Below are 22,191 nucleotides of genomic sequence, written 5' to 3'. Positions count from 1 at the left end.
TTGGCGATCCCGGAAGGACTCGAACCCTCAACCTGCTGATTAGAAGTCAGCACAATATATATCCCACTCCATTCCACCCAGTGCCGATACCCCTTGTTTTCCAGTTGATTGCATCCCTTATGCGGGTTACGATGTGTCAGTCTGTAGCAACTATTATGTAGAGCAATGGTAGGTAAACTAAGCCCAACACTTGTTAAGTCCGCAGCGCCGGGAACCTATGGTGATGGCGGTGGACTATGGCTGCGCGTCTCCAAAACAGGACGCCGCACTTGGTTCTTTCAATACGCTATGGGCAAGCAACGCAAAGCGCATACCTTCGCTGAGTTTCCCGCAATCAGCCTGCGTGAAGCCAGACAGCGGGTCATTAAACTACGCGCCGATCTACGCGATGGCATTGATCCCAACGTCAAAGCGCCAACCGGACAGACCGTGGCAACAGCGGTAGAGCTGCACGTCGAAGAACACTGCAACCGGCTCAAGTCTGGACGCAATCCCGCCCGTGTCCTGCGTAACGAGCTGTCCGCACAGTTCGGCAGCATGCAGATTACGGATGTCACAGCAGCACATGTCCGTTCTGTACTGGCACGGATCGAAGACCGTGGTGCAAGCGTCGAAGCGCAACGCGCCTACGCATACATGAACAAGTTCTTCATCTGGTGTATGCGCAAGAAGGGCTGGATTGTCGCTAACCCAATGGACCTGATCGAAAAGCCGACTGTCACTGCCCGTACAAGAGATAGAGTTCTGTCTGACGCTGAGGTTGCATCCCTCTGGACCTCAATGGGCAACACCCCCGGCGATGCCATCATTCAAATGCTGCTGCTCACCGGAGCCAGACGCGGCGAGATTGCTAATCTCAAGTGGGATGATGTGGACCTAGACAACAAGCTGATCACGTTTGTCGATACGAAGAACGGCGATGATCGAACAATCCCTCTTTCCCCTTCTGCCTTCGCTATTCTGAACGCTCAGCCCGTCGCTGGTGACTTCATATTCAGTACGATGGGTACACGCCCATACTCTGGATTTAGCCAGCTTCTCACGCGCGTACTGCGAGACAGCGAAACCAGCGATTGGCGCATCCACGACCTGCGCAGAACTTGCGGTACAGGGCTGCAAAGGCTCGGCGTAGATCGCGAAACGATCCGCGCGGTTCTGGGCCACAAGAATTCAGATGGCGCAACGCCCGTCTATTTGCGACACGATTTCATTCCTGAAATGCGAGACGCGCTTTTCCAATGGGATAAGCACATTCAATCCGCATTGGCAGGAGAACAGGCGCGGTTGCGCGCTTGAGGTTTGCTGAGCATGGGCGGCGGACCCATGCGCCGAACGCAGGCGACACTCCTGCGTTACTGCCGTGGCCAGTGTGATAACCCACGACGCATAACGCCCAGCGGGAATGGAAGGGCCTTCACTCTATAATGTGGAGGGCTTTCCTATGCCCCGTGAATTCGTACCCATCGCGAAGATGGTCAGTGAAAGCGGTTTGTCCCGCTCAACAATCTACCGCTACAGCCGCAACCAAACCTATGACTTCCCGCCGCTGGTCAAGATGCACGAACGATGCTCAGGGCTGTGGCGCGAAGATTGGGATACGTGGCTTGCATCCCGTCCAACCGTACACACGGAGGACGCAGCGTGATTACCGACGAGATCAGAAACAAGCTGACAGCCAACGCCTTTGAGATCGCTGAGATGCTGCTGGGAGAGCCGAAGACGCGAGACAGCAAGTATCAAAGGTGGGGCCGCAAAGGGTCGGTGTCAGTGTCCCGTGATGGCACCTTCTGCGACTTTGAGGCTGGGGTTTCCGGCGACATGATTACCCTCTGGGCGCACGCTCAGGGTAAGCGCATTGGCGATGTAATCCCTGACATTGTTAAATGGGCAGGCGGCAAGCCGGTTGAATTGCCTGTTCAAAAGAAGATCACCGAACGTAAGCCCGTTTGGCCGCCGTTCATACACTCAACTTGGTTCAACTCCATTCCGCTGCGCATGTCGCACGTAGAACGGTGGGAGCGCCGAGGAATACCCGTGACTATCGACAAGGATGGGCGGGTGAGCCTCGAAATATTCCCCGACTTCATCAACTGGTTTCCATCTACCCGGTGGTCATCACGGTGGAAGTGCGTTGTCTCAGTTGGGTGGGGCTATAATCCCAAAAGCGAAAGACTGTACCGAAGCACCCTGCACAAGTGGAACCCGGCCAACAACTGGAAGGGCTATGCCAAGGGCGCACGCGCCGCAGGCTCTGCCATCCAGCTTGGGTACGATGGATCAAGGTCCGGGGTCGCTCTGGTTGCCGAAGGCTGCGAAAACGCAATGTCAGCCGCCGTATATCTCAGCGAACACCTTGGTCATCCGTTCGATGTCTGGGCGGGCGGTACTGCGATGGGATTGCAAACCTTCAATCACGCTGACTGCCACACACTCTATATCGCACACGACCACGGCGATGCCGGAGAACAGGCTCTGAAATCAGTCCGGCGCAGGTATCAACACGCACAGGTGAAAGTGATGACGCCGCCCCAATCAATGGATTGGAACGACGCTCTGCAATCTGGCTGGGAGCCGATCAAAGGACGGGCAGAATGGACCAAGTAAGCAAAAAGCCCGCTGATACCAGTATCGAAGTTTTCGATAAGCGGGGCAACATAAGTCCAAGATTGGGTATCGACAGCACAGACGTAATCTTGGGGCCAAGTGGTGAGCCTATCTGGAATACAGCAAACGCAATGCTGATGCTGGAACTGCATGAAGATTGGGAGGGTGTGCTGTATTACAACGAATTCCGAAGGGAGGTCGAACTGCGCAGGCCGATCCTTGGCAGTAGGCACCCCAAATCCGAATTCCCAAGAGATATGGAGGCCCGTGACATTGTAGCTGGAACCGTCTGGTTCAACCGAAACGGCTTCAAAAAGGCCAGCAAAGAAATCGTGCGGGATGTAATGGTCGCCTATGCAGAAAGGTTCGTCACTAATCCAGCGCGAGACTGGATGAACAGCCTCGAATGGGATGGAGCCGCCAGACTGGACACTTGGACAGCGGACTACTTGGGCGTTGAGCCTGATGAATACGTCAGACTGGTCGGGCGCTCTATTCTTGTATCAGCAGTCGCACGGGTGCTTGACCCCGGATGCAAGGTGGACACGATGGCCGTTCTTGAGGGCAAGCAGGGATTGAAGAAATCCACGATGATCGAAGCCCTTTGCCCATACAAAGAATGGTTTGGGGATCAGTTGCCCCCGTTGTCCGGTAATCCAAAGGAGGCATCGCAATACCTGCCGGGACACCTGATCGTGGAGTTCGCCGAACTGGACGCACTCAGAAAGGCTGAGAACGAACGGATCAAGGCGTTCATGACCCGCAAGATCGAAGATTACCGGCGACCCTTTAAGCCGGGTTACAAAAAGGAACCGCGAACCTGCATATTCATAGGAACCACAAACAAGGACAACTACCTCAAAGACCCGACAGGAAACCGACGATACTTACCGCTGAAATGCGTCGGATCACTGGACGAGGACGGACTGATTGAGGTTCGAGACAAGCTTTGGGCCGAGGCCGTTCATGCGTATAAGAACGGAGAGCAGTGGTGGTTGCCCAAACACATGGTTGCAGTCGCTGAGAAAGTGCAGGCCGAACGAATGGAAGTTGATCCTTGGTTGGAAAAGATCACGGAAGAACTGCATGGAAAGTCAGAGGTCGCCCCCTCTGAAATCCTGAATACTGTTCTTCACTTCACAACCGACAAGATGGATCGGAAATCCGTGAACCGCGTCACTGACTGCCTCAACCAACTTGGTTGGGAACGGGACGGACAATTCACCAGCGAACCCAATAAGGGGCGCGCAAGATACGTCAAAAAATGAGGTCGGGGCCACGGCCCCACCTACCCCAATCGGGTAGAGAGTAGACACGGTAGACATCTTTTCCTATGTACGGCCATTTTTACTCACCTACACACCCCCTACCTACCCCCCCCTATATATATCAATGGGTTATACCAATTTGAGAAAACTCCATGCAATGTTATCTACTCTGTCTACTGTCTACTTTTTCACCCCAAAAACCGCCTTCGCTGTCTACTCTGTCTACTCGCTGTCTACCCCCTGACTTAACCAATTTTCGCCTTTGAACTGGCAGTGCCAGAGAGTAAATCAGTAACCCCGTATGGGGTCTGGTCAGAGGGGTCCAAATACCCATCAACTCCCTTGATATAAAACATCAATGCATCACTGGCGCTTACTATTCGATTATTTTTGAGAATAGCTTCCCATTTCATTGCTTTTACATAAGGCAATTCTTATGATTTTCTCATGGATAAGCTGCCTCTTTTGAAAGACGAGCGCCACGAAAGGGCGGTCATGTTGTTCTTCTGTGATGTGCCTGCGAAGGAGATTGCGAAGAAGCTGGGCGTGAGTTTGGCGACTGTGTACCGATGGTTGTCGTTACCGGAGGTCAAGCAGACACATGCTGATCTTGTACGGGCACAAATGCAGGGTGCCTTGCCTGAGTTGGTACAGAGTGCTGTTGAACAGGCGCGTAATCCGCGCACTGGATTGATGGCGAAGGTTAAGTTGATCGACGTTCTGATGAACGGGTCTGGCGTTGCTGAGCCGCCACCGGATCAAGGGTATCGCCCCTCTATCAGTATCAACCTCAATACGGATGGTGAGCGTGATCCGGGCGGCATGGTGTTTATCGACAGCAGCACGACGCACATCCCTGATTGGGCGAGCGAAGAGAGTGAGCTGGAACGCCTGCGCCGTGAGAATGAACAGTTGAAGCAGAGAATGCGCGACCCAGAACCACCGGAGGCCGCGTAATGCATCCGTGGAACAGAGGGATGGGCAAACCTGTTGTTGCTGGCAAGCGGTCGGATCGTTCGTTTAACGAGGAGTTGATCCACCAGATGCGGGTCAAGACCATTCAAGATGGAGCATCATCTGAACCTGACCCTAAGCCGGTCTCACCCAGATTGGAGCGTACCCATCGCTTCGATCCGTCTCCCCCGCCTAAGCGTGTCGCCCGCGATACTGAGGACCATGGCGGCTGTCGAGCTACAGACACAAGACAGCCTGCGGCGGGGGAAGACCGGAAAAAGATCGTCAACGCCAAACGGCATACCAAGAAACTGAAGCTAAAAGGACGGGAGTGATGCGCAAGCAGCCTCTTAAGCGTCCGGATGTGTCCATTCTGAGTGATCGCATCTTCTCACCAAAGCGCGGACAGGTGATCGAACCGGAGATGAAAGTAAAACCACAACCGGGGCCGCACGTTCCGCTGCGCAGCCCAGATACGCGAGGATTGAAAAGTGAGTGAAGGACCGAAATTCACCGATCTGGTAGCTAGCGGTGATCCGCAGGCATTAGATATCGAAACGATCATGAACTCTGATGATTACCGCTCAATGAATGGCTCTGAGCATTCAAAGCTGGCCCGTGAGATTGTTGCCACCTACTTCAGTCGAACCTTTGGTCATGCACCCGCAGCCGGATCGCGTCAGAAAAATACGGTTGGCAGAGGAGACCTATCCAAATGAGCAGCGAATATCAGAAACTGGTCGCAGTGCGTGACAAGGCTGTTCAGTCCGTTGCTGATACAGAATTGGCGATTGGCGAGATTGAGGCCAAGCTGACAACCGCCGAGGAAGGTTCCAAAGTCACCAGCGTTGATCTGAAGGACGTTGACGGGGCCGTACCGCTCCGGGCTGCAGAGCTGTCCAAGGTGTTGGTGTTACGGGACATGCGAGACAAGGCTATTGAGGCCCACGCAGCCGCTCAGCAAGCCGCACGTGATGCCTATGCTGCCACCTGTGAGTGTGAATACCGGGTTGCGCAAGAGGTTGTCCTGAGCATCATGTCCGACTTGTCAAAGATGGCCCTCGAATATCATGAACTGTTGGCTGATGCCGCGCGACAGTATTGGGCGCGTCTTGATCGACAGCCTGTCGCACACGCTCAATCACCATTTGATCAAGCGTTGAATGATCTCTTCGATCTCGCGCTCAAAGGTGAAAACTACCACGGCGGATCATCCTTCAGGAACGTGAACACTGCTGAGAAGATCATCGAATTCTATCGCGGCAAGCTGGGTAATGCATACGGGCTGAAAATTCACACGCATCTCGAAACCAACACCCTCTGGCATCAGCAGCCGAGAGACAGCCAAGCGTACAAGGACGGTTTGCAAAAGTACGTCGATCAGAAAAAGAAGCGATCCAAGAAAACTGCGGCCTAATTTAACAGCCTGACAGTGTTAGGCCGTCGAGGAGGCGAAAGCTTGCGGATACTTCAGATTGCCGAAATCAGTACACTTGCGGCTACCGCAAAACCGGCCCCGGCCACTATGCTGGCAAATAGTATGCAGCAAATTTCAAGTGCGCTAAGTTTCATTTTGACCCCATCAGAATGGTTTCGCTCGCATAGACCAAACATCTCGCGCTGAATAGACGGCCCATATTTACGTAGCGAAAACTTGCTACGGTGGCGGCATGGATTTGCTCAAACAGAGCCATCTAGGTTGGCCCGTGTCTTTCACTCCGTCACTATGTGCTTGACCTGTGGTCGCGCTGCATCACCGAAGGGATTTGAAGTTGGCACCTCCCACACTGATAGCTCGGCAAACCATAATTGCTATTCGGTCTGGCAAAGTGCCAGACCCTCAAGAGGCCTGTACAAAAAGCAAAGCGCACCTGTTTTATGTGCAGCAAGGTTTTCATGTCACAACATGTAGGGCATCGGCGCTGTGATCGCTGCAATTAGCACATTCGTGAAAACGGGACCCCCGTCAGTGAGGTCTACTGGCAGTCCTGACAGGAGGTAACAATGCTCATCCCTTACCCGATATTGAAGATGGCCCCTTACAACAGAAAAAGCGTTTGGAGAATCAATACTTAGTTTTGTCGGCAAGCTGTCTTTCGGAGAAATTTGATTTTCTGGCGATTTTAAGGCAAGATTGTGTTGCAACGGCCCTATTTCAGGGCACTTGTTGAGTTTGTTAATTAGTGGAGATTAAAAGAATGAATAAGACTAAGATCACATTGCTCAGTGCAATCTCAGTTGCATTTATTGGTACTGCAAGTTTCGCCGAAGGCGGTGGGGGAGGTTGCCTTGATGGCTGTGAACCTCAGCGCGGCAACCCGGGAAACGGTAAGGAAGTAGGGAATAGCCCTTGGGACGGAATTACCGGCAACAGCGGCAATAATCGGCCGGGACCCCGTGCTTCTACTATGGATGGTCAGCGAGGTGATAAGTTTGAGCAGCCCGGTGGCAAAGGCATCGGCCCCAGCAACGCAAACAAATGAGCGCTTCGAATAACTATTTGTGGCGATAGACGGAACAAAACCTTACACAACTGATAGACTTGGCCTGTGTTGGAATATGCAGGCCAAGTCACAATTGGCAACGTATTTCGAAAAGCTTTAGGTTGGTCTATGAGCCCGAAAAAATAGTTCATAAGCTACTCTCCCGCACAATTTTCGACGACCATTCTTATGAGCGTGCCGGAAAAACACTGGACCAGATACCGCTAGCTCACAAAGAAACATCCCGCTTGATGCCGCACCACTTTAAGTTGACGTCCTTCGCGATGTCATAGGCTATTGCTCAAATCCTTTCGCGTCAGCAAGCCATTAACACAGCGGATATCGAGGAAGGGACGTTACGGGCACGTAAATGTCCTGCGTTCATCATCCCAGATGTACGTGATTTGTGTAGCCATTCCGTTAACAATGATCTTGGCTGTCAGCGTCTCAGAACCTTTACTCACCGAGTTGCATTGGACCTCAGCGTAAGACGCTGTTGCACTGGCCAGTACGAAAACCAAACTTTTCAAACAATATCCCAAACCAATAACTACTCCTCTGAGGTTCCCGGCAAATCGTCTATCGGGGTGCAATAAAACTCATCCAGCCAGCTAGTGTTTTCTCTCCCGGTACCTGTCGAAACCGCAGAAATCATCGCAATCCCGGCCTTGGGCGCGGGCCCTTCCAAAGTCAATGAAGAAGAAGCTTACTGCGGTGAACAAGGCTTGCCTTTACATTCTGGAAAACAACGGTGATTTGGAATTTCAAACACTGATTGGTTGGATAACCACCCATTACCCCGGAATCAGTATCTCTAGCCAAACCTTTTCTAACAAATATCTTGACCCAAAAACCGGAGGTATGGAACCCAGTAAGGTTCGGCAGATTTTCAACAAGTACAAGGAAGTTGAGAAGGTAAAACAGATAGATGTGAAAGCCAAGCGAACCGAATTCAGTAGGGCCGCACCGGATCTAAGTGAACGAGAAATGTTGGAAATCACTGACCCTCAGGTGCGGTATAAGGTTCAACTTTTGTCCACGAGAGTACGCAACCTGAAAAAGCAGCTGGATGCAGCACGAAATATTCAAAAACTCCCAGCGGTTCCAACTGCGATGCTTTCTTCTGAACTTCTCGGTAAAGACATAGATGGCAGCTCTCTCATCACAGAAGAAACGAACTTGGTTCTCAATGAAGAGGAATTGGATGCTCTTGAAGATTTCATGAGGCCAGCCTCTCTCAATAGACGGATGTTGAGCTTCGATGAACATGGTATTCTGAGCATTGATAAGCCGCCTAGTCAGAGTCGAGAAAAAGTTCAAATATCGCGAGGTTTCCTAGAACAAGCGATACGTAAAGTGTTGGCTTCTTATGGCAGCAGCTAACGAAAAACGACGGGTCTCAGACCCGCCGCTTTCAAAGTTCACAGGCATCGGGATCCCTCCCTGCACTGCGCGAACAAAGTAGCAACAAAATTTTTCTCTGGTCAACCCAAAGTGGGCAGTGAGCCCTTTCAAAGTTCCAAAAAATATCCCGGGGTGAATGCCCCGCAGGGCGGGGCAGAGGGGCAGAGCCCCTTTTTTTGTCGGACTTACCAGCCAGTCAGCTCATTTGTATACCTTAGGGCCGTATTCATAAACTGGCTAAGAAGGCCTTCGGTTACTCATTCCTTCTCAACCAGATGCTGCCATTCATGGGAATCTATCCGCCAAGCAAGTGCGCGAGTTCGACAATTTCGGTTGCATCTCCTCCGGTCGAAACCCTGTTCCCAAACATCTTGCCAATCACGAACCGAAGTTGGGCAATATCTCCAGCCTTGGCTGCTTCTATACCTTGAGCCACATGCTGCTCATGAAGGTTGGAGTCTATAGCGAGCGATCTTTCCTCGGCCAGCATCTTGAAGATTTCGATCAAGAACTCGGGGCTTTCCGAAAGGACCTTAAAGCGGATGCTTTGCATTTCATCAAGTGAACGCCGGGCAGCGTCGAAGTTCCCTTCCCGGATTGAACGACGCGCCGACACCAGCAATTTGTCATGACGCTCAACGTCAACGGGTTGAGCATTGTCCCGAATATCATCGAAACTCGTTTCTGCGTTATCTACTTCCCTGTCAAGCACCTGCTCTTCATTTTCTGGAGCTATGCGGAGAAGCGCCACTTCTTGGCGAATCTTGCGGGCCTCCTCCGCGACAGATCTATGGGTATCGGCATCAACAGAGGTTGAAAGCGCCTCATGTTGACGCTCAATACGCTTTCGCAGTTTGCCATTAGGATCAGCGTTGCCTTCAACCGTCGCGTCCAAATCGTCGAGATCGCTTTCCGCCCTTGACAGAAGAGTGTTGGCCACCTCTGCACCCTGCTGGCCGTCGAAGTTTATGTGACCGTCCTTGGCTAGATACAGATTGTTCACATCAATCACACTACCCATACTAGGCAGTTCGACCGAAAAGCTGAGAGTGCCATTGTCGCTCATTTTCCAATCAATAATGATGTCGTCGCCGCGGTTAATTCGTTGCCCCCGTTCTAGTTCGTCCAAACTATTCAGGCGGAAGTTTCCGATGTGCAAGTTGTGCTCCGGGTTATCAACTCCCTCGGCCATTTCGTAAAACTCGAAAGCGATAAAATCGTCTTCGCCGCCTATCAACGTCTTTCCTGACCGGAACCTCTGTTGGCCTTCCGCCGGAAGGGCCGTCCCCTTTTTGAGGATTGGGACAAGCTGATTGCGCTCATATCCCACCATACCCGTTTGCGTTTTTACCGCTAGAGTATACGTCATTGGAATACTAGCAGCGCTCGCTTCTGACCTGACTATCGATATCTCACGCGAAGCTTCGTTGTCAGCTCTCCCGTCAGGATCATAAACCATCACCTTGAACTTATTCGCACCGATTTTCCTCACAGTGACGCTTATGCTGAGAGGGCCACTGATTGGAATCCTACCGGTGGAGCCGCCCTGCTCATCTAGTATTTCAACCTCGTATCCTTTAAGGTTCTCAGAAGCAGGCTTGATACGGACTTTAGCCGATTTGTCCGATACCCTGGACTTGTAATCCAGGGAAAGCGAAATCGCCCCAGTAAGCTTCTCTCTGTTTTGTACTGACTTCCGAGTGGACTTCCCGCCTTCCCATTCGCGGCTTTCTGCAAAGATCGCAGCTCCCCTCGCCACTGCGGTCATAGGATCCAGACCACTTTCAACCTCTATTGCGAGTTGGGACTGAAGCATCTCGCGTATGATGGGCATCTTCGAAGGCCCGCCAATTGGAACTATCCGCGAAATGTCTTCGTTGTTGTAACCATTCTCGGAGATGATTTTCCGACACAGTTCAATCGAGTCTTCAATACGGTCCCTCAAGAGGTCGACCATTTCGTCCCGCGAAATATCAATCGATATGTAGATCTCCTCTCCATCCAGATCGGTTGCTCTAACCTCGTCTTCGGAAGCAAAGATTGATGCAGTTAGTGACGCGGAAAGTTGAATCTTTGCTTTTTCAACTGCGTGTCGGCATACCGTAGCCAGATGGCCGTAGTTGCCGTCCTTCTGGAAATCCCTTGGCAAATTGAAATTCTCAAGAAGCCAGGGGCGCACAATACTGTCGAAAATAATGCGGTCAAAATCACGTCCGCCAAGCATGTTGATGCCTTCATGCGCCACAACGTTGACTGCCCCGGCTGTGCTGAGCACAAGCGCCAAATCAAAAGTGCCGCCCCCAAGGTCATAAACCAAGAAGACCCCGTCTCTCTGTTTGCTGTTTGCAATTGAAGCCAGCGCCGCAGCAACTGGCTCTTGAAGGAGACTTACCTTCTCCAGCCCAGCTTGCCTTGCAGCGCTAATCGTTGCTTCGCTCTGCATTTGGTTGAATGCTGCGGGAATAGTGATAACGGACCCTTGGACATCACTGACACCAGATTCCGTAACCGCTTGCCCCACCAACGATTTGATAATCTCAGTACTGCACTCAACGGGGGTCCACTCTTGGTCACCTAGCCTAACCGGACTGTTAGTTCCCATGAGTCGCTTGAATCCAGACGCTACGTTCTTGGGAGCACTCAAAACACGATCCATAGCGGATTTCCCGACAAACCGATGACCTCGCTTATCTAAGTAAATAACGCTTGGCAGAACATCCGAACCATCCGATGCTTTGAAGAGCCGAAGTTCACCGTCTACATAACCAACCACTGCCGAGTTTGACGTTCCAAGATCGATACCAAGATACACGGCTCTATTCCTTTGTTGTTTCTTCGGGTTCGACGAGCACGCGGCCGGTGCGAACAATTTTCATGTCTTCCATGATGGTCGGTTCGAGCGTTTTCGAAACAACAAGGATTGCTTCTTCGTCGAAGTCTTCTGCATTATCTGCGGATGCTGAGATGCCAGCGTGATAGGGCTCGCCTTCGAACTCCACCAACTTCAGCCCGACCTGATCCATCAAAGTAGCCAGCTGGCGTTGCGAATACTTCACTTGACCAGCCAGTTTTCTACCCTTGCCGTCAGGCAACAATTCAATCGTCTTGCTAGAGGTCTGCGCCAGTTTCCAATACTCAACACACATGAGAGCGACAACCTCTATGGAAACGCGAGCTTCATTAGGTGCTACCATGATGAAACGATCCTTCTTGCATCAGCCCGCAGTATTTCCGATCTCGATGCAGCCTCTCTCTGGACAGAAGACAAAACCCCTGAACGATACCGAAAGTTCGAACATCTTCGATTATAGTCTGAGATCAATTGGTTAAAGCGGTCTATCTGTGAGTTCGTCAATGACATCGCTCTTATGAACTCCAATCTATCGCCTTGATACGTGCAGTATCTTACCTGAGATTTATTGAGAGTGTGCCCACTACCAACCGGCGGCTTTTCTTCTGAGTATGCGCTTGTTTTGGTTGTTGAAACCGATGGGGAGGATGAAGTCGTCCTGTTAGATGTAGGCTGGTAGCTGGGTCGGCTCGACGGGCGGTTGAACTCATCGGCCAAAATGAAGAACCCTATCACGGCAGCAATTGCAGCGTAGATGCCCCACTTGATTTTCTTCTGGCGCCTTTTCTTGTCGATTGCACTCTTCAGTTGAAGGATCTCGGTGCGGTCCTTCCCTTGTGCAAACCTAAGCATCTCTTCGATGATCTGAGACATAGCCGACAGATCGCCAGACTTTCGGTTCAACTCCTCCATTTTCCAGTTCCGGTGAAGGGTCGCCCGATCCACTTTTAACTTTTCCAGAACTTCACCCGAAGGTGCCGTACCCGAGTAAGACATCAGGCCGTCAATCAAACGGAAAGCAGTCTCCGAATCGTTACAGTCGTTGTTGATATGCAGCGCAACGTCCCGAACCATCAAGTAGGCGACAGAAGTGTCTTCCAAGTTGGACACAGCCTGTTCAAATCCTTTGACCACTCGCGACAGCGTTCCGCCTTTACGGCTAATGGTGAAGCCGCCTCGCTTTAGATGTTTGTTAAGTTGCGTATCACCCTTGGCGGCCTCACACGCCTCTGCCAATGGCGTAAGAAATTCACTCAAGCGCTGCTGTTCGTCCAAAGACTCTAGCTGTGCAACGTCTTCTTTGAGGACCTCGGCAACCGCTTCAAGCTCAGGAAAGGTGCGCAACAACGCTTCTGACAAACGCCGGGCCTCTGCAAATTTTCCATGGTTGTTTGCAAGATCAATGCACAGAGCCCTCACATTTTCGTAGATGCGCTTTGACCGCCCCTCCTCGTGTCCCTGATGTTGCTCATATACTTGAACAGGCTGATTAATGGCATCCCATGCAACTAACAGATCGGAAATCGCAGAAACATGTTCAGAAAGCTCTCCGTCCGCGTTCCCTGCTTGTCCGACGTGGTTACTGATTTCGGCTCCAATACGAGCCAAATCCGTCTCGCTATGACGATCATAGCTGCGCACCAAGTTTTCTAGAAATGGGCCCGAACGGCCTCTAGCCAACTCTGCCTCTACGACCCCTTCCATCAAATCGCCCGGATTAGCATTCCTCCAGATACTGGCGGCAGCCACTTCTGAATGCGTGATTTCTACTTCCCTTATGGCAGACCGTAGCTGCTCACTATCGACAGCCGGGAAACCAGAGTCTTGCCTGGCTCGATTGACAAAACTGAGGATTGACCCTGGGTCGATTTCTTCCCAGACAGCTATTAGTCCTTGAACCAGGGATTGGCTGGCGGGTTGTAGATCAGACAGATGCGCCAATATGTTGGCCTTGGCGAGCTCAGGAAAGTGAGCAATTGCAGGCTCTATCAGGCTGACTTCGCCGCCTGCCAGAATGGAGTCCACCTCTTCAACTTGTGCATCGCTTAGTTCGGGCAACCAAGACAGCTCTTCAACCAGTCTTACCTTAGGAGTTACTAAACTCTGCTGGGCCCGGTGAATTACCTCTGAGCTAAAAACCTCATCGAATTCAGCGTCATCTACAAGTTCCGAGATGTCAGCACGGCTGGACCGGTAATTGGCCTTTAGAATGTGAAATGGGCTAGCCTGTAGGCTAAATTGCTCTTTTTTCATTTCTCTTTGCTAGTTCTGCATTTGGTGGGCCCGACGTTGGCTCTGAGCAGACTAAGGCTACGTAACCAGGAAGCCAAGACTGCCATAGCTAGAAAAAAACTCTCCGCCTCTCCCAAAAGGTGCATCTGTTTTTCATGTTAATGCGAGGCACTCAAATCTCATCCGGAAACTCCAGTGCTGTCTCGTCCTCAATTTGCTCAGCTTCTTGTTTGCGCTTGGCAATGGTCTCGTGGAACTCTTGGGCTTCGATATCTCTGAAGAAATCTGCTTCTGGTGCCAGGCGCTTGACGGCTTCCTCGACCTCATCGACGGTCACCCGGAAAAACTCCTTGCGAAAGTTCGCAGCATTGACCCTTCGGTCTTCATACTCAGTGTGTAGGGTCTTCTCCAAGGTCGGCGCATCCTCAGAATAGATCATGGCATGGGTATCGAACAGAAATGGAACACTTGCGTCACCAAGCTCCCTAACCCGGTCGTAGGGTTCCAGTCTGCGTGTCATACCTATCTTGATGACATCCTCACCAAAGGACCCAATGTTCGAGATGATGTAGACATAGCCAGACCTGGTCTTCTCAGCCATTGCCTGCGCACGCTCATTTCTTTCATGGGCTTCTTCAAGCTGTTTCTCAAGTTCGGCGACCCTCTTATTGGCTGCATCGATCTCCCCTGAGGTTGCCAGACCTGCTTCTTTGCGGGCTTTGTCCAGAAGCGCCTTGTATTCATCTTCTTTCTTCTGGGCAGCCGCGGCCTCCCTCAAGAGCTTTGCTTCCTCCCGTGCCAACCTGGAAGCCTCGGCACGTTCATCTTTCTCCACTTTCAAACGCTCCCGGTACTCATGGGTTAACCAGAGTTCCTCAAGCTTCAGGTCGATGTAGGGCTGTTCGATGATGATGCGGTTCGATTCATTGAGCTTGTCGATCTGGACCCGAGCATTGCCGATCCGCTTCTCCATCGCATTGACGTTGTTCCACTTGGTATTTGCGATGGCCGCTTCGCACTCATTGTTGAACGCTCTGAGAGCGAGGCGAATATTGCGACCAGTCATCGTTCGCCCTTTGGCCTTGCTTCCCTCCAGCGTCCATTCTGTATCGCAGGTCACCGCAGTCTTAGCTGACACCATTGCCTTCTGCCGAGCCCGGATTTCCTTGATCGCTTCCTTGTAGGTCTCGCTGTCCTGGAAGTCGAAATGCGGTTCGTAGACGCCCAATTCAGCAAACGAGAGGCGATCATCGTAAACCGCTAGTTCTGACTTAAGGCGGTCGAATATCTCCTTCTTTGCCTTGTAGTCTAACTTCACCTGCTCGGTAGATTTTTCGAGATCTGCCTTAGATGCCTTCAGGCCTTCGATTTCTTTCTCGATATCCAAGACACCGCTGAAGCGCACTTCCAGAACCTCACGCTTGGCGATTTCATCGGATTTCTCTTGTTCATGCCGCTCTTGGTCCCGACGCCAGGACTCATTGAGAGCGCGGATCTGTTTCCGTTTGGATATTAACAAGATGATAAGAACAATCACCAAAATTGGCGAGACCAATATCAACCAAGGAACAATGTCTGCTGCAATCGAAACGCCACTATTCATATCAATCTCCTGAAATCTCAGTCACACTACCATTCTCGGTGGGATTGAGAAGGTGCAGATCTGCTGCACGTTTTGGCTGAGTTGATCGGCACCGAAACCAATGAGATTGTGACTGCTAAACCAGCCTCCGCCTCCAATGCAGGCAAACTGGTGTCTAGGGTGCGCTAAGGCGTAAACGAGAAGTTTTTTGTGGCGGGCCGTGGAGGATTCGAACCCCCGACCAATCGCTTAGAAGGCGATTGCTCTATCCACTGAGCTAACGGCCCGCGCTTGACCGTGTAAGGTTTAGTGTACTCTGTTAAACCAAGTCAACACGGCAGGACTTGGTAACAACTCGGTATGATTACCGTCTGAAAACTTTTTAAATTAAGTGGCTTACACACACACGGTACTTGGTAGGGTCTTATTTGTGCTCTATCCAGTTGAGCTACGGGACCGCTGGGCCCTTCTTGCGGTTTTTACTTCCGGGGTTCAAGAGCCAAGCGCATAAAGGCGCTGTTCGGGTCGTCTTTATATCCAAAAATCGGACCGCAATAGGAATACCCAAGCCGTTCATACAGCTTACGGGCGGCCGCATATTCCGGCAGATGTTCTGCACCTGTTTCCAGAACCAAAGCCGCCACCCCTTGGATACGGGCCTCATCTGTCAGGTGGTTCATCATCTGACGCGCCAGACCGCGTCCACGCGCCTGCAAAGCGATGTGAACTGATTTCACCTCGACCGTTCCGTCGGGTAACGCCTTTAACGCTCCGCAGCCGACGGGCTGTCCGTCCTCAAACATGGCCCAGAACCTGATGCCCTCGGCAGCCAGAGCCTGGGCACCCATGGTATGGTTGCTTTCCGCAGGTCCGGCAGTTTCGCCATGGGCGAAATGCGCCTCGATCAATGGGCGCAGCGCGTCCGAGGTCGGATCCGCCTCATGGATTTCGATCATTTAGTGGGTCCAGGGCGCGCGCCGATCGGTGGCGAAATTCTCACCATAGCCGCGCGAACGCAGGTTGGGTTTGCGTTTGTGCGGTTCGCTAACCTGGACTGCGATGCCATTGTCTTTGGCATAATTCAGGGCCTCTTCTTTGGTGTCGAACTTCAGGCGCACTTGAGTTTGCGTATCGTCGGAAGATGTCCAGCCCATCAGCGGATCAACCTCACGCGACGACGCGGGCGCGTATTCCAGAACCCACTTGCGGGTCTTGGCCATCCCCGAAGTCATTGCGTTCCTGGCAGGCTTGTAAATCCGTGCGCGCATGTCGCCCCTCCGTCCTCACTTGGCTGAGATTGTTTATGCGTCAGAGTACAGGCTGGGACAAGATGGGAATTGTCGCGGCTGGCCACGCCCTGATGTCAGAAACTGTCATCAGGGCCTTTTATAAATCGTGCAACGCCATCAAGAGGACACCAACATGATCCACCATAGAAAAAGCCTGGAAATCGACGCCCGGCCCGAATCCCTTTGGGCCATTCTAAGCCGTTTCATGCATATCGACGAATTCGCACCAAAAGTCGCCTCGGTGGATGCGCTGACGACTGGGCAAGACGGCGTCGGGTCGAAACGGCGTTGCCACTTTGAAAACGGCGCCTCGCTGGTCGAGGAAGTGACCGATTGGCAAGTCAACAAAGGCTATCGCGTACGCTTGTCCGAGATGCAGGCGATGCCTGTGACCCAAGCGCATGCGACCATCACCATCCAACCCCTTGCGAACGGCCATTCACGGGTCGTCTGGAGCATGGATTACCAGATGAAATATGGCCCGCTGGGCTGGCTGATGGGTCAAACACTGATGAAGGCGATGATGGGCCGGGTTCTGGAGAGCAATCTGAAAGCGCTGGCCGACAAGGTGCAATCGGTTCAAATCCCCGATGCACAGTATGCCTATTACTGAAACTGAGTTTCTGAACCGGATCAGGCCTTGCAGTTGGACAAAATAAGAACAAATGTAAGGGCCTGACCCGGAGCCTGCCTATGCCCTATGCCCATTCCGACAAGACACAGCTGACCGCTGATGACGTTCGCGCGCGCCTGAAACTGGAAGGCGGCAAGCAGTTCGTCATGCATACCGAGTTTGCGCCTGCTGGTGATCAGCCAACTGCGATCAAGGAACTGACCAGCGGTATCTTTGACGGCGAAAGAGAACAGGTTCTGCTGGGCGCGACGGGGACCGGTAAGACGTTCACTATGGCCAAAGTGATCGAAGAAACCCAACGCCCTGCGATCATCCTTGCGCCCAACAAGACGCTGGCGGCCCAGCTTTATGGCGAATTCAAAGGCTTCTTCCCGGAAAACTCGGTCGAATACTTCGTCTCCTACTACGACTATTACCAGCCCGAGGCCTATGTCGCGCGGTCGGACACCTATATCGAGAAAGAATCCCAGATCAACGAACAGATCGACCGGATGCGCCACTCGGCCACCCGCGCGCTGCTGGAACGCGATGACGTGATCATCGTGGCCTCGGTCTCGTGCATCTACGGTATCGGCTCGGTCGAAACTTACGGGGCGATGACGCAGGATCTGAAGGTCGGCAACGAATACGACCAGCGTCAGATCATGGCCGATCTGGTCGCCCAGCAATACCGCCGCAATGATCAGGCGTTTCAGCGCGGTTCGTTCCGGGTTCGGGGCGATTCACTGGAAATCTGGCCTGCTCACCTTGAGGACCGGGCGTGGAAGTTTTCGTTCTTTGGTGAGGAGTTGGAGACTATCACCGAATTCGACCCGCTGACCGGCGAACGCGCCGCGTCGATGGAGCAGGTGCGCGTCTATGCGAATTCCCACTACGTGACGCCGAAGCCAACGATGAACCAAGCGATCATCGGCATCAAAAAAGAACTGCGCATTCGGCTGGACCAGCTGGTCGGCGAGGGCAAGCTGCTGGAGGCCCAACGTCTGGAACAGCGCACCAACTTCGATCTGGAAATGCTTGAGGCCACTGGCGTCTGCAACGGGATCGAAAACTACTCGCGCTATCTGACCGGCCGCGCACCGGGTGAGCCGCCCCCTACGCTCTTCGAGTTCATCCCCGACAACGCTATCGTTTTTGCCGATGAATCCCATGTCAGCGTGCCGCAGATCGGCGGCATGTACCGGGGCGACTATCGACGCAAATTCACGCTGGCCGAACACGGGTTCCGCCTGCCCTCCTGCATGGACAACCGACCCCTCAAGTTCGAGGAATGGGACGCCATGCGCCCGCAATCCGTCTTCGTTTCCGCCACGCCTGCAAAATGGGAGATCGAACAGACAGGCGGTGTCTTCACCGAACAGGTGATCCGCCCCACAGGCCTGTTGGATCCCGAGGTCGAAATCCGCCCTGTCGGCATGCAGGTCGACGATCTGCTGGACGAGGTGCGCAAGGTCGCCGCCGATGGCTATCGCACGCTGGTCACAACGTTGACCAAACGCATGGCCGAGGATTTGACCGAATACATGCACGAACAGGGCATCAGGGTCCGCTACATGCACTCGGATATCGACACGCTGGAACGCATCGAAATCCTGCGCGACCTGCGGTTGGGCGCGTTTGACGTGCTGATCGGCATCAACCTGCTGCGCGAAGGGCTCGACATCCCCGAATGCGGGCTGGTCGCCATTCTGGACGCGGATAAGGAAGGCTTCCTGCGATCCGAGACATCACTGGTTCAGACCATCGGCCGCGCCGCACGGAACGCCGATGGCCGTGTGATCATGTATGCCGACAAGGTCACTGGCAGTATGGAGCGCGCCCTGAACGAAACCAACCGCCGCCGCGCAAGACAGATCGCCTATAACGAGGAGAACGGTATCACGCCTGCGACGGTGAAAAAGAATGTCGAGGACGTTCTGGCCGGTCTCTATCAGGGCGACGTCGATATGAACCGCGTCACCGCCACCATCGACAAACCGATGCACGGCGCGAACCTCGAGGCGCATCTGGACGGGCTGCGCGACAAGATGCGCAAGGCCGCCGAGAATTTGGAATTCGAAGAGGCCGCCAATATCCGGGATGAGATCAAGCGCCTGGAAGCAGTCGATCTGGCCATCGCCGACGACCCCATGGCGCGCCAATGGGCGGTCGAGAAAGCCTCGGAAGACGCGGTGAAATCGCGCGGACGGTCAACGGCTGGCAGGCCGGGGCAGCGGGGTGGGAATGTGAAGAGAAGGAAGAGGTGAATGACAACTATGGGTGATCTCGCTCAGCGGAATGCCCTGATAGGATTTTCATTCAATACGTTGACGCAAGCAAATGCGCTCCGAAGAGTTAGACAAAGGCTCTCCGAGTTAAGTCAAAAATGGCCGGAAGAAATTCAAGACGTCGATTTGTACGAATACTATGATTTGTTTTGGCTATGGGTTTTGGGTGTTTACGAAGTTTTAAGAACAATGGATCAGCATGCAAATTGCTTCTCAACAGAAAAACAAACAGAAATTAAAGAATTGAAGAAGAGGCTGGCCAAAATTCGGATACCCTTTGCGAAGCAAGAGCTTCGCGGACGAGGCGGACCAATTGAAAATGAAAACTTATTCAAAGACATTTCTAATGGCCTACTCTTTGAAATTGAGGGGCAGCGAATTGAGAGTGCCAAACTCCTAGACGAAGTCATTGCATTTCTTGGTTCGTTCACTGCAAAGGATATACATTCATCGATTCCAACTCGTTAGATTTGCGCTGTCATGGCCCGCAGCACCTTATTGTCATTTGTTTGAATTATCGATGTGAGGCCTAAAGACCCACACTCCACCCTTGCAGCCCAGCTCGCACTCCTCCACGTTTGAAATCACAAATTGTGATTCCAAACGGTTGCCATGACGAACCCTAAAAATCTGCCCAGCACGCATGAGGTCCAAAGCGCCATTCACCGAGTGCGCGGCACCCGTGTGGTGCTGGCCGAGGATCTGGCACAGTTCTACGGAAAATCCGTCAGCGCCTTCAATCAGGCCGTCTCGCGCAACAAGGACTTGTTCGAAGGCTACCGCTTTCAGTTGACCGATGCCGAGGTCGCCGATTTGCAATCACAGAATGTGATCTCAAAACCCAAAGGACGTGGCGGGCGGCGGGTCAATCCGTGGGTCTATACGGATTACGGCGTGGCCATCGCCTCGGCCCTGTTCAAGGACTCGCGCGCCATCAAGATCACCCGGATGATCACCGAGGCCTTTGTCGACGGCGCAAATGCGCTGGCCGAGACCCCGCGCAGCGTACCGGAAATCCTACCGCCCGAAGGCACTCCCGCCCCGCTGTTGCCCAATGGGGACCAGCTGCGCGATCTGGCCGAAAACATCCTCGATTCCGGTCAGCAGAGCTTGGTCGATTACATCGCCAACCCCACTACCAAGCGGCAACAGGCGGTGGCGATGATCATGAAAACTCTGGCTGAGACCGCCGGCGAAGAGGTGCGCACCCAGCAGGAACGCCTGCGCCTGCGCATTGCCGAGCGTCTGGCCACCGGTGACTACACGGATGATGGTGATCGGAAACAACTGCTGGAATTGCTGCAGGCGATGAAGGGCTAAACACCCAATTCCGCCCGCAATTTCTTGGTCAGCTTGGCCACGACCAACTCGTAGGACGTCACGACATGCTCGCGCAGCGACGCATCGCTCATCCCGCGTTCGTCATAGACCTGCAGCCATTTCATGCCCCGTGACGCCAGATAGGGCGCTGGGCGGATGCCGGGTACGCCGCCCAGCACCTCAAAAGCCAGATCGGTCGCTTTGAAAGTGAAAGCATCCTTGCCGTCGTTCCAGCCACAGAGCGCAAAAACCTTGCCGCCTACTTTCCATACATCCGCATTGCCCCATTGCACCACATGGCTGGTGGCTTTGAGGTTGGCACAAAAGCTGTTGAATTCATCGCGGGTCATCAGCCCAATTTTGGCGATTGGGTGTGGTTTGGCAAGCGTTGGGCGAGGTTTTATCCCTTGTCCCAGTGAACCACCACATCAAACCCCGCAGGGGATGGCGGACCTTCGAGAAATTCGGCGAAATGGCCCCAAAGCTTGGCCACTTTGGATGCGTTTGCGTTTGATGTTTCCTCGCTTTGGACAACTGCTACGACAAATCCAGTGCCATCTTCATTCATGACATTGGTAAAGCTGTGCATGCCTTCCATGCCCATAATCTGGTCTTTCAATTCATTCATCTTGGCCTCGGCAGCATCCCGCATGCCAGGCTTCATTTTGAACTGCGTAATACGTGCAAACATGACTTTTCTCCCTTTCAGGGCGAAATCCCCCACTGACGGCCGAATTGGCGCGTCACGTGTACTATAGCATAGATTTGAATGTTTCGGGTCGAGGTGATCAGGGCCGGACGAACTTGGCCGTACCCACCTGCCTTTGAGGCGCCGTCGCAGCTGGTTGAGGGTCCGCAGCCGGTCGGGGGGTAGCGAACTGAGGAGCCGTCGCCCCGCAGGCAACACCATCTCCATCCGTATCGTTGCGCGCGTGATATCCCGGCTCACCGTCCCAGTACGGCCCTGGCACCAAGGCTTCGGCGGCCTGGCAGCCAGCCAAGGCCACCAGATGCAACAGGGCATCGGGACCTTCGAATTCGGATGTCCGCAAAAAGACACCCACCGCAATCGCCGCGGTGGTGGCGGGCAACATGAGGATCATGAAAATGATGCGTACAGGCGACAACGCTCGTTTGCGCAGCGCATCCGCGCGCCGATGCCGCGCTGCGGCTCTTTGGTTTTTCTTATTCGAGCCCTGCTCGGAATCATTGAGAACCATATCGGAGACTTAAACCGGCTTTGCGGCAAAATCGAGACCTGTACGACCCCTCGCGCATAGGTCGCAATACGGATAATGTTGCA

Annotated in this window: 24 protein-coding genes and 2 tRNA genes; 15 read left to right on the top strand and 11 right to left on the bottom strand. The window is 53.0% G+C overall.

Annotated features, from left to right (window positions below):
• Position 1: 1 nt before the first annotated feature.
• Positions 2 to 78: transfer RNA gene (locus AC2FIB_RS10170), tRNA-Arg, on the bottom strand.
• Positions 79 to 165: 87 nt separating this feature from the next.
• Between AC2FIB_RS10170 and AC2FIB_RS10165 the strand changes: the two genes are divergently transcribed.
• The 11 genes from AC2FIB_RS10165 (at position 166) to AC2FIB_RS10115 (ending at position 8,692) form a co-directional block, all read left to right on the top strand.
• Entirely contained in the window at positions 166 to 1,296 is a 1,131-nt protein-coding gene (locus AC2FIB_RS10165) for a tyrosine-type recombinase/integrase (protein WP_496734492.1), read from the top strand.
• 145 nt (positions 1,297 to 1,441) lie between these two features.
• Entirely contained in the window at positions 1,442 to 1,645 is a 204-nt protein-coding gene (locus tag AC2FIB_RS10160; protein WP_496734490.1) for a helix-turn-helix transcriptional regulator, read from the top strand.
• Complete coding sequence (locus AC2FIB_RS10155; protein ID WP_496734488.1) at positions 1,642 to 2,604, top strand: toprim domain-containing protein; 963 nt, start codon at positions 1,642 to 1,644, stop codon at positions 2,602 to 2,604. The genes AC2FIB_RS10160 and AC2FIB_RS10155 overlap by 4 nt, the downstream gene beginning before the upstream one ends.
• Entirely contained in the window at positions 2,592 to 3,872 is a 1,281-nt protein-coding gene (locus tag AC2FIB_RS10150) for a virulence-associated E family protein (protein WP_496734486.1), read from the top strand. The genes AC2FIB_RS10155 and AC2FIB_RS10150 overlap by 13 nt, the downstream gene beginning before the upstream one ends.
• A 447-nt stretch (positions 3,873 to 4,319) precedes the next feature.
• Entirely contained in the window at positions 4,320 to 4,829 is a 510-nt protein-coding gene (locus tag AC2FIB_RS10145; RefSeq protein ID WP_496734484.1) for a helix-turn-helix domain-containing protein, read from the top strand.
• A 20-nt stretch (positions 4,830 to 4,849) separates the two neighbouring features.
• Entirely contained in the window at positions 4,850 to 5,161 is a 312-nt protein-coding gene (locus AC2FIB_RS10140; protein ID WP_496734482.1) for a hypothetical protein, read from the top strand.
• Positions 5,161 to 5,325: a hypothetical protein gene (locus AC2FIB_RS10135; protein ID WP_496734480.1), complete on the top strand. Its 165-nt coding sequence runs from the start codon at positions 5,161 to 5,163 to the stop codon at positions 5,323 to 5,325. The genes AC2FIB_RS10140 and AC2FIB_RS10135 overlap by 1 nt, the downstream gene beginning before the upstream one ends.
• Complete coding sequence (locus AC2FIB_RS10130) at positions 5,318 to 5,545, top strand: hypothetical protein (protein WP_496734479.1); 228 nt, start codon at positions 5,318 to 5,320, stop codon at positions 5,543 to 5,545. The genes AC2FIB_RS10135 and AC2FIB_RS10130 overlap by 8 nt, the downstream gene beginning before the upstream one ends.
• Positions 5,542 to 6,243 (top strand): hypothetical protein, encoded by a 702-nt coding sequence (locus tag AC2FIB_RS10125; protein ID WP_496841996.1) that lies wholly within the window; start codon positions 5,542 to 5,544, stop codon positions 6,241 to 6,243. The genes AC2FIB_RS10130 and AC2FIB_RS10125 overlap by 4 nt, the downstream gene beginning before the upstream one ends.
• Before the next feature lie 781 nt (positions 6,244 to 7,024).
• Complete coding sequence (locus AC2FIB_RS10120) at positions 7,025 to 7,309, top strand: hypothetical protein (RefSeq protein WP_496734475.1); 285 nt, start codon at positions 7,025 to 7,027, stop codon at positions 7,307 to 7,309.
• A 693-nt stretch (positions 7,310 to 8,002) separates the two neighbouring features.
• Positions 8,003 to 8,692, top strand: coding sequence for a hypothetical protein (locus AC2FIB_RS10115; protein WP_496841995.1), 690 nt, complete (start codon positions 8,003 to 8,005; stop codon positions 8,690 to 8,692).
• Positions 8,693 to 9,008: 316 nt separating this feature from the next.
• On the opposite strand, the gene AC2FIB_RS10110 is transcribed toward AC2FIB_RS10115, so the two are convergent.
• From AC2FIB_RS10110 to AC2FIB_RS10080, 7 genes are all read right to left on the bottom strand, one after another.
• Positions 9,009 to 11,525: an Hsp70 family protein gene (locus AC2FIB_RS10110; protein ID WP_496841994.1), complete on the bottom strand. Its 2,517-nt coding sequence runs from the start codon at positions 11,523 to 11,525 to the stop codon at positions 9,009 to 9,011.
• 4 nt (positions 11,526 to 11,529) lie between these two features.
• Positions 11,530 to 11,907, bottom strand: a complete 378-nt coding sequence (locus AC2FIB_RS10105; protein WP_496841993.1) for a hypothetical protein — start codon at positions 11,905 to 11,907, stop codon at positions 11,530 to 11,532.
• Positions 11,901 to 13,817 carry a hypothetical protein gene (locus tag AC2FIB_RS10100; protein ID WP_496841992.1) on the bottom strand — a complete coding sequence of 639 codons (1,917 nt, stop codon included), beginning with the start codon at positions 13,815 to 13,817 and terminating at the stop codon, positions 11,901 to 11,903. The genes AC2FIB_RS10105 and AC2FIB_RS10100 overlap by 7 nt, the downstream gene beginning before the upstream one ends.
• A 151-nt stretch (positions 13,818 to 13,968) precedes the next feature.
• A complete protein-coding gene (locus tag AC2FIB_RS10095; protein ID WP_496841990.1) occupies positions 13,969 to 15,399 on the bottom strand; it encodes an SNIPE associated domain-containing protein in 1,431 nt (476 codons plus the stop codon).
• Between the two features lie 190 nt (positions 15,400 to 15,589).
• A tRNA-Arg gene (locus AC2FIB_RS10090) sits at positions 15,590 to 15,665 on the bottom strand.
• Positions 15,666 to 15,857: 192 nt separating this feature from the next.
• A complete protein-coding gene (locus AC2FIB_RS10085; RefSeq protein ID WP_496734473.1) occupies positions 15,858 to 16,334 on the bottom strand; it encodes a GNAT family N-acetyltransferase in 477 nt (158 codons plus the stop codon).
• Positions 16,335 to 16,646 carry an ETC complex I subunit gene (locus AC2FIB_RS10080; protein WP_496841989.1) on the bottom strand — a complete coding sequence of 104 codons (312 nt, stop codon included), beginning with the start codon at positions 16,644 to 16,646 and terminating at the stop codon, positions 16,335 to 16,337.
• 154 nt (positions 16,647 to 16,800) lie between these two features.
• On the opposite strand from AC2FIB_RS10080, the gene AC2FIB_RS10075 reads away from it, so the two are divergent.
• The 4 genes from AC2FIB_RS10075 to AC2FIB_RS10060 all read left to right on the top strand — a co-directional run bounded on the left by AC2FIB_RS10075 (position 16,801) and on the right by AC2FIB_RS10060 (position 20,888).
• On the top strand, positions 16,801 to 17,280 hold the full coding sequence (locus AC2FIB_RS10075) for an SRPBCC family protein (protein ID WP_496841988.1): 480 nt from the start codon (positions 16,801 to 16,803) through the stop codon (positions 17,278 to 17,280).
• Positions 17,281 to 17,360: 80 nt separating this feature from the next.
• Positions 17,361 to 19,547, top strand: a complete 2,187-nt coding sequence (gene uvrB, locus AC2FIB_RS10070; RefSeq protein ID WP_496734468.1) for an excinuclease ABC subunit UvrB — start codon at positions 17,361 to 17,363, stop codon at positions 19,545 to 19,547.
• Entirely contained in the window at positions 19,548 to 20,036 is a 489-nt protein-coding gene (locus AC2FIB_RS10065) for a hypothetical protein (RefSeq protein WP_496734466.1), read from the top strand.
• A 144-nt stretch (positions 20,037 to 20,180) separates the two neighbouring features.
• Positions 20,181 to 20,888 (top strand): ORF6N domain-containing protein, encoded by a 708-nt coding sequence (locus AC2FIB_RS10060; protein WP_496734464.1) that lies wholly within the window; start codon positions 20,181 to 20,183, stop codon positions 20,886 to 20,888.
• Here the strand turns inward: AC2FIB_RS10060 and AC2FIB_RS10055 are convergent.
• From AC2FIB_RS10055 to AC2FIB_RS10045, 3 genes are all read right to left on the bottom strand, one after another.
• Positions 20,885 to 21,238 carry an MmcQ/YjbR family DNA-binding protein gene (locus AC2FIB_RS10055; RefSeq protein WP_496734463.1) on the bottom strand — a complete coding sequence of 118 codons (354 nt, stop codon included), beginning with the start codon at positions 21,236 to 21,238 and terminating at the stop codon, positions 20,885 to 20,887. The two genes, AC2FIB_RS10060 and AC2FIB_RS10055, sit on opposite strands and share 4 nt — an antisense overlap.
• A gap of 50 nt (positions 21,239 to 21,288) precedes the next feature.
• Positions 21,289 to 21,579 (bottom strand): hypothetical protein, encoded by a 291-nt coding sequence (locus tag AC2FIB_RS10050; RefSeq protein WP_058273445.1) that lies wholly within the window; start codon positions 21,577 to 21,579, stop codon positions 21,289 to 21,291.
• 97 nt (positions 21,580 to 21,676) lie between these two features.
• Complete coding sequence (locus tag AC2FIB_RS10045; RefSeq protein WP_496734560.1) at positions 21,677 to 21,982, bottom strand: excalibur calcium-binding domain-containing protein; 306 nt, start codon at positions 21,980 to 21,982, stop codon at positions 21,677 to 21,679.
• Positions 21,983 to 22,191: the final 209 nt, after the last annotated feature.

The sequence above is a fragment of the Ruegeria sp. YTSA072 genome (genome assembly GCF_059610285.1).
Note: the sequence above shows the minus strand (reverse complement) of the source record. Positions and strands in the feature narration are given on the sequence as shown.

What these genes read in the sequence shown, in the direction of transcription:
- AC2FIB_RS10165 (WP_496734492.1), top strand. Translation starts at nt 166, where the DNA reads ATGGTAGGTAAACTAAGCCCAACACTTGTTAAGTCCGCAGCGCCGGGA.
- AC2FIB_RS10160 (WP_496734490.1), top strand. Translation starts at nt 1,442, where the DNA reads ATGCCCCGTGAATTCGTACCCATCGCGAAGATGGTCAGTGAAAGCGGT.
- AC2FIB_RS10150 (WP_496734486.1), top strand. Translation starts at nt 2,592, where the DNA reads ATGGACCAAGTAAGCAAAAAGCCCGCTGATACCAGTATCGAAGTTTTC.
- AC2FIB_RS10145 (WP_496734484.1), top strand. Translation starts at nt 4,320, where the DNA reads ATGGATAAGCTGCCTCTTTTGAAAGACGAGCGCCACGAAAGGGCGGTC.
- AC2FIB_RS10140 (WP_496734482.1), top strand. Translation starts at nt 4,850, where the DNA reads ATGGGCAAACCTGTTGTTGCTGGCAAGCGGTCGGATCGTTCGTTTAAC.
- AC2FIB_RS10135 (WP_496734480.1), top strand. Translation starts at nt 5,161, where the DNA reads ATGCGCAAGCAGCCTCTTAAGCGTCCGGATGTGTCCATTCTGAGTGAT.
- AC2FIB_RS10125 (WP_496841996.1), top strand. Translation starts at nt 5,542, where the DNA reads ATGAGCAGCGAATATCAGAAACTGGTCGCAGTGCGTGACAAGGCTGTT.
- AC2FIB_RS10120 (WP_496734475.1), top strand. Translation starts at nt 7,025, where the DNA reads ATGAATAAGACTAAGATCACATTGCTCAGTGCAATCTCAGTTGCATTT.
- AC2FIB_RS10115 (WP_496841995.1), top strand. Translation starts at nt 8,003, where the DNA reads ATGAAGAAGAAGCTTACTGCGGTGAACAAGGCTTGCCTTTACATTCTG.
- AC2FIB_RS10105 (WP_496841993.1), bottom strand. Translation starts at nt 11,907, where the DNA reads ATGGTAGCACCTAATGAAGCTCGCGTTTCCATAGAGGTTGTCGCTCTC.
- AC2FIB_RS10100 (WP_496841992.1), bottom strand. Translation starts at nt 13,817, where the DNA reads ATGAAAAAAGAGCAATTTAGCCTACAGGCTAGCCCATTTCACATTCTA.
- AC2FIB_RS10095 (WP_496841990.1), bottom strand. Translation starts at nt 15,399, where the DNA reads ATGAATAGTGGCGTTTCGATTGCAGCAGACATTGTTCCTTGGTTGATA.
- AC2FIB_RS10085 (WP_496734473.1), bottom strand. Translation starts at nt 16,334, where the DNA reads ATGATCGAAATCCATGAGGCGGATCCGACCTCGGACGCGCTGCGCCCA.
- AC2FIB_RS10080 (WP_496841989.1), bottom strand. Translation starts at nt 16,646, where the DNA reads ATGCGCGCACGGATTTACAAGCCTGCCAGGAACGCAATGACTTCGGGG.
- AC2FIB_RS10075 (WP_496841988.1), top strand. Translation starts at nt 16,801, where the DNA reads ATGATCCACCATAGAAAAAGCCTGGAAATCGACGCCCGGCCCGAATCC.
- uvrB (WP_496734468.1), top strand. Translation starts at nt 17,361, where the DNA reads ATGCCCTATGCCCATTCCGACAAGACACAGCTGACCGCTGATGACGTT.
- AC2FIB_RS10065 (WP_496734466.1), top strand. Translation starts at nt 19,548, where the DNA reads ATGACAACTATGGGTGATCTCGCTCAGCGGAATGCCCTGATAGGATTT.
- AC2FIB_RS10060 (WP_496734464.1), top strand. Translation starts at nt 20,181, where the DNA reads ATGACGAACCCTAAAAATCTGCCCAGCACGCATGAGGTCCAAAGCGCC.
- AC2FIB_RS10055 (WP_496734463.1), bottom strand. Translation starts at nt 21,238, where the DNA reads ATGACCCGCGATGAATTCAACAGCTTTTGTGCCAACCTCAAAGCCACC.
- AC2FIB_RS10050 (WP_058273445.1), bottom strand. Translation starts at nt 21,579, where the DNA reads ATGTTTGCACGTATTACGCAGTTCAAAATGAAGCCTGGCATGCGGGAT.
- AC2FIB_RS10045 (WP_496734560.1), bottom strand. Translation starts at nt 21,982, where the DNA reads ATGTTGCCCGCCACCACCGCGGCGATTGCGGTGGGTGTCTTTTTGCGG.